At 67.7% G+C, this 5228-nt stretch carries 4 protein-coding genes and 1 pseudogene; 3 read left to right on the top strand and 2 right to left on the bottom strand.

Going from position 1 to position 5228, the window contains the following annotated elements; all coding sequences use genetic code 11:
* Positions 1-919 precede the first annotated feature (919 nt).
* Positions 920-1309 (bottom strand): annotated as a pseudogene (locus tag ACIQAK_RS32890) (universal stress protein); the annotation flags it as partial.
* On the opposite strand from ACIQAK_RS32890, the gene ACIQAK_RS32885 reads away from it, so the two are divergent.
* Positions 1263-1646, top strand: a complete 384-nt coding sequence (locus ACIQAK_RS32885; RefSeq protein ID WP_366392968.1) for an HNH endonuclease signature motif containing protein — start codon at positions 1263-1265, stop codon at positions 1644-1646. The pseudogene ACIQAK_RS32890 and the gene ACIQAK_RS32885 sit on opposite strands and share 47 nt — an antisense overlap.
* Positions 1627-2607: a Tn3 family transposase gene (locus tag ACIQAK_RS32880; protein WP_366392967.1), complete on the top strand. Its 981-nt coding sequence runs from the start codon at positions 1627-1629 to the stop codon at positions 2605-2607. The genes ACIQAK_RS32885 and ACIQAK_RS32880 overlap by 20 nt, the downstream gene beginning before the upstream one ends.
* A 27-nt stretch (positions 2608-2634) precedes the next feature.
* On the opposite strand, the gene ACIQAK_RS32875 is transcribed toward ACIQAK_RS32880, so the two are convergent.
* Complete coding sequence (locus ACIQAK_RS32875; RefSeq protein WP_366392966.1) at positions 2635-3543, bottom strand: TetR/AcrR family transcriptional regulator C-terminal domain-containing protein; 909 nt, start codon at positions 3541-3543, stop codon at positions 2635-2637.
* 116 nt (positions 3544-3659) lie between these two features.
* On the opposite strand from ACIQAK_RS32875, the gene ACIQAK_RS32870 reads away from it, so the two are divergent.
* Positions 3660-5222 (top strand): MFS transporter, encoded by a 1563-nt coding sequence (locus ACIQAK_RS32870; RefSeq protein ID WP_366392965.1) that lies wholly within the window; start codon positions 3660-3662, stop codon positions 5220-5222.
* Positions 5223-5228 lie beyond the last annotated feature (6 nt).

Genomic DNA, 5228 nt, shown 5'->3' with positions numbered 1-5228 from the left:
GGAGTGCTCCGGACCGCGAGCCAACTCCGTCCAACTTCGATGGCAATCGGTCCGTCTTCGCTGTCACGGCACACCGGAAGAACCGCTCGGCCACCACGCGGTGCGCCCCGTTCCCCGGCGATCGCAATATCGGGGAACGGTTTCCTGACCGGCCAGAGACGCGTGTAACGCACGAGATGATCATGGCCTCCTACGTCTCCAGGGCCGCGGGGGGCCCTGCCGGGAACTCACCCGAGTCCCTAGGAGGGGCAGGGGCTCGACGTGTCGGGGACAACGGCTGAGAGGATTTGCGGAGGTGGCTCGTCGCTTCGTCCAGGCGGGTCCATCAGTCTTCGGGTGACAGAGAAGGCGGGGGGGCAGATTCGGTGGCGTGCCCGATGACCAAAAAGAGCCTAAAGTCCCGAGATCTTGCAGATGAGGCGAGCGTTCTCACCGTCGACGAGTCGCGACAGCCGGGAGTGACCGCCGACTCGCCAGCAGAGCGCCGTAGCTGACGCCGGTGTGGATGTCCTGGTCCAGCAGGTGCCAGAGCTGCGGTTGGAGATGAGAACGCGAGCATCGACTTCGAGGTTGCTATCGTTGGCATCTCTGAAGAGCAGATGCGTAGTGACCCCGGTGTACAGAACGACAGAATTCAGGCGACCGGTCCGGACATGCCGCTTGCTCACAAGCCCGTGAGCCGCGAGTCGGCTGGGTAGAGCGAAGACTCAAGCCGGCCAGAGGACGCACGGCAGGATCAGTCCCAGGGCGGTCCGGATCGCTACGCGGCGGAAGCTCGCTGGACCTCCGGCGGCGTCGATGCCGACCAAGGGGAGCGGGAACAGCGCGGCCATGCCCGCCGCAGAGCGGGCTTCGCTCGCCCATTCCCGGTGCTCGGCGCGCCTGGTGTCGTGTGAGGGGGGCATCGTTTCTGCTCTCCGGGCAGGTGCGGCAGGGACCAGGCGGTGCCATGTACCGCGACGAGTTCGGCTTCGAGCGGGTTCGGGGGGACAACGAGAACGGGACACGTCGCGTGCGCCAGGCAGTAACGGATCACCGATGGCCGCATGCTGGGCAGCCATCTGCTGCGGGAGCCCGTACCCACGACCAAGAGGTCATCGGCCGACCGGGCTGCTTCGACGAGCACCGTTCCGGGCTCGCCGCGCACGGCAAGTCCGGACAGCGCGATGCCCGGCCTCCTGACGGCGAACGCGCTGTCAAGAATCGTGCGCAGGTCTTCGACAGCGGCTTCCCGGCACTCCCGGAGCACAGTGGGGCCGTAGGTGGCACGGCCGCCCAGGCCACCTCCGGGAAGCTGCCAGGCCAGCACTGATGACCCGGCGCTGACGGACTACTGGACCGAGCGCGCGGCCAGGCGGACCAAGCTGGGGCTGGAGAACAGGTTCATCCAGACCCTGGCTGTCCGTCAGCGCGGCCGATGCGCCCGGTGCGGTCTCGACCTCGTCGAGGGAGCCGAGTGCGAGCCGGACAACATCCACGACTGGGTGTCCTGGTTCGACTCGGTCCGCCGGACGCTGAACGTGCACCACGTCGTGCACCGCCAGCACGGCGGCGGCAACGAGCTGAAGAACCTCATCCTCCTGCACTCGCAGTGCCACCAGCAGCATCACGCGACAGAAGCACTCGATGCGAAGCGGTCCCAGTGACCTGCTTGAGCCGTGGTGCGGTGAAAGCCGCTCGCCCGGTTCTGAGGGGGCCGGGGTCCCAGCAATGGGCCCCGGTTACCCGACCGTCGAACGAAAGTCGGTGTGTATCTACTCCCAGCTCAAGTCCTGTTCGGCCTCCGAGGTCGCCTCGATGATCGAGGGCGTGCTGCGGCACTGCACCGACATGCAGGTCGACCGGCAGTACACCGACACCCACGGCGCCTCGATCGACGGGTTCGCCTTCGCCCACATGCTCGACTTCAGGCTGATGCCCCGCTTGAAGAACATCGGCTCCGCGAAGCTGTACCGCCCGTCGGCCGGAGAGGACGGTAACTGGCCCCACCTCGCGCCGGTGCTGTCCACCAAGACGATCAACTGGGACTTGATCGCCCAGCAGTACGACCAGATCGTTAAGTACACAACCGCTCTGCGCTTGGGCACCGCCGAGGCTGAGCAGGTCTTGCGCCGCTTCACCCGCGGCGGCCCCAAGCACCCCACCTATCAGGCGATCGAGGAGTTGGGCCGGGCCGTGCGTACAGCGTTCGTCTGCGACTACCTCGCCGACGTCGAGTTGCGGCAGGAGATCCACGAGGGATTGCAGGTCGTGGAGAACTGGAACAGCGCGAACAAGGACCTCTTCTACGGCAAGGACGGTGACTTGGCCGGGCAGGACAAGGAATCCCAGGAGGTCAGCATGCTCGCCCTCCACCTGCTCCAGTCCGCTCTGGTCCACGTCGACACGCTGCTGATGCAGCAGGTTCTCGCCGATACGAAGTGGGCCGACATGCTCACCGATGCGGACCGGTGGGCCCTGTCCCCGCTCTTCTGGACGCACGTAAACCCCTACGGCCGGTTCGAGCTGGACATGGACAGTCGCCTCGACCTGGACCTGGCAGTCCGGGCATCCGTCGTACCCAGGCCGCGCATCCCTGAGGCCGTACCAGCCAAGGCCCGGACGTGACGAACTCCAAGTGCGAACTAGGTAGCCCTAGCCTCCGGATTGGCCGATGAGCGACTCGACTCCGTCCAGCATCCGTGCGAGCCCGAACTCGAAGAGAGCGTCGAGTTCGAGGCCGGAGTCCTCCTGGTCGAAGAGAGTGGACAGGATCGGATAGGACCCGGCGGTCTGGATCGTCTCCATCCGCGGTTCGTTGGAGGCCATCCACTCCTCCGGAGTCATGCCGGTGTCCTGCCGTGCTTGCGACTCCAGTTCGACGGCCGCCGCGACCCCCTGGGCGTACCCGAGGAGCGCGAGGTGGACGTGGAGGATCTGGGTCGGTGTCAGCCCCAGGCCGGTCAGGACGCTGAGGACCCGCTCGGTGTACCGCATCGCGTGGGGTGAGGCCATCGGCCGGGTGAGGGCGGCCATGGCCCGTGCCAGCCAGGGATGGCGCTGGTACAGGGCCCACAGCCAGCGGGCCTCCCGTTCCAGCTGTGCGCGCCAGCCGGGCGGTCGCGACCCCGGTGGTTCTCCGTTGAACACGGTCTCCGACATCAGCCGTACGAGCTCGCCCTTGCTCGGGACATGGCGGTAGAGCGCCATGGTGGAAACCCCGAACTCGGTTGCGACTCGGCGCATGGAGAGCGCGGCGAGCCCCTCGGCGTCGACGAGAGCGATCGCGGTGCGGATGATGCGATCCCGGGTAAGTCCGTGGTGCGGAGCCGGGGGCCGTTCTCGTCCTGACTCGGTGACCACGGTGCCGACGCCGGGCACGGCCCGCACCAGACCCTCCTGGCTCAGTGTGGCGAGCGCCTTCGTCGCAGTCGCCATGGCGACGCCCCACTCCTGGGTGATGCGCCGGGTGGAAGGGATGCGGGCACCGGGCTCAAGCTCACCCGAGGCAATGAGCCGACGGATGTCGCCGGCGATGCGGAGGTAGGGCGGTTCCACAGCCATGACCGCACTGTACTAGTGCACTCACAGGGCATTGCAGCTGCTCAAAGCCGCTAGATGGCCGGGTGCACTAGGTACCTGTTTGCAGCGTACGCCACGCTCCCGGTTCCCTGCCGTTCATGGAGAACACACCCGGCCCCCGCGCGGGGCGCAAGGAATGGACCGCCCTGGGCGTCCTGATGCTGCCCCTGCTCCTCGTTTCGATGGACGTCTCGGTCCTGTACTTCGCGATTTCCTACGTCAGTCAGGACTTGGAGCCCAGCGCGACGCAGCAGCTGTGGATCCTCGACATGTACGGCTTCGTCCTCGCCGGGCTCCTCATCCCGATGGGTGCGCTCGGCGACCGGATCGGCCGGCGCACGCTGGTGCTCACGGGAGCGGTGCTCTTCGGAGCGGCCTCGGTCGCCGCCGCGTACGCGCACACCGCCGAACTGCTCATCGCCGTACGCGCGCTGCTGGGACTCGGCGGCGCCGCCTTGATGCCCTCGACCCTCGCCCTGATCCGCAACCTCTTCCACGACGAGAAGCAGCGCGGAAAGGCGGTGACCCTGTGGACCGCCGTCATGACGACGGGCATCTCACTGGGGCCCGTGGTCAGTGGTCTGCTGCTGGAGCACTTCTGGTGGGGCGCGGTCTTCCTGATCAACCTGCCCGCGATGGTGCTGCTGTTCGTGCTGGTGCCGTTCCTGGTGCCTGAGTTCAAGTCGGCGAAGCGTGAGCGCTTTGACCGGCTGAGCGCGGTGCTGTCACTCGGCGCTGTGCTCCTGGTCATCTACGGCATCAAGGAATGGGCCCGGCACGGGTACGAGCCGCTGCCCGCCCTCGCCATCAGCGTGGGGCTCGTGCTCGGCTTCGTCTTCGTGCGCCGGCAGAAGCACCTCGCGTATCCGATGATCGACCTCGGCCTGCTCCGCCGGCGCACTTTCGGCGGCCCGGTGTTCGCCAATCTCCTCGCGATGTTCGCCACGGTCGGCATGGCCGTCTTCCTCACCCAGTACCTGCAGTCCGTCCTCGGTCTGAGCCCGTTCAACGCCGCACTGTGGAGCCTGGTACCGGCTGCCGGAGTGGCGGTCATGGCCCCGGCCGGAGCCGCGCTCGCACAGCGCATGGACCGTGCGTATGTCATGGGAGGCGGCTTCCTCCTCTCCGCCTGCGGGTTCCTCTGGCTGACCCAGGTACGCACCGACTCGGCACTCTGGTTCACCCTCGCTGGCGTCTCCCTGTACGCGGGCGGCCTGGTCGCCTCCATGACCCTCGCCAACGAACTCGCTCTCGGCGCGGCCCCGCCGGAGCGCGCGGGATCAGCCGCGGCTGTGCTGGAGTCGGGCCAGGAGCTCGGCGGAGCGCTGGGCATGGCGATCCTCGGATCCATCGGGGCAGCGGTGTACACCCGGGACATGGCCGGAGCGCTGCCCTCGGGAGTACCTCAGGCCGAAGCCGTCCGCGAAACGATGGGCGGCGCGACGGCCACCGCGGCCCAGCTGCCGGACGGGACCGCAGATGCCGTACTGGCGGCCGCGCGTGACGCGTTCACTCACGGGATGAGCTTCGCGGCTGTCGGCGCGGCCGCCGTCATGGCCGGTGCCTGCCTCTTCTCGTTCGCATGGCTGAAGGGTGCAGGCAAGACGAGGCGCCCGACGGAAGCATCTGCCGACCCGCGACCCGCGACCCTCGCGTCGTGAAGGCCG

This window comes from Streptomyces sp. NPDC088706 (assembly GCF_044752765.1).
Taxonomy (GTDB): Bacteria; Actinomycetota; Actinomycetes; order Streptomycetales; family Streptomycetaceae; genus Streptomyces.
The sequence above is the reverse complement of the archived record's forward strand: the minus strand, read 5'-3'. Positions and strand labels throughout refer to the sequence as shown.

Excerpts from the sequence above, each read along its gene's own strand:
- ACIQAK_RS32880 (WP_366392967.1), top strand. The coding sequence starts at position 1,627 with ATGCGAAGCGGTCCCAGTGACCTGCTTGAGCCGTGGTGCGGTGAAAGC.
- ACIQAK_RS32875 (WP_366392966.1), bottom strand. The coding sequence starts at position 3,543 with ATGGCTGTGGAACCGCCCTACCTCCGCATCGCCGGCGACATCCGTCGG.
- ACIQAK_RS32870 (WP_366392965.1), top strand. The coding sequence starts at position 3,660 with ATGGAGAACACACCCGGCCCCCGCGCGGGGCGCAAGGAATGGACCGCC.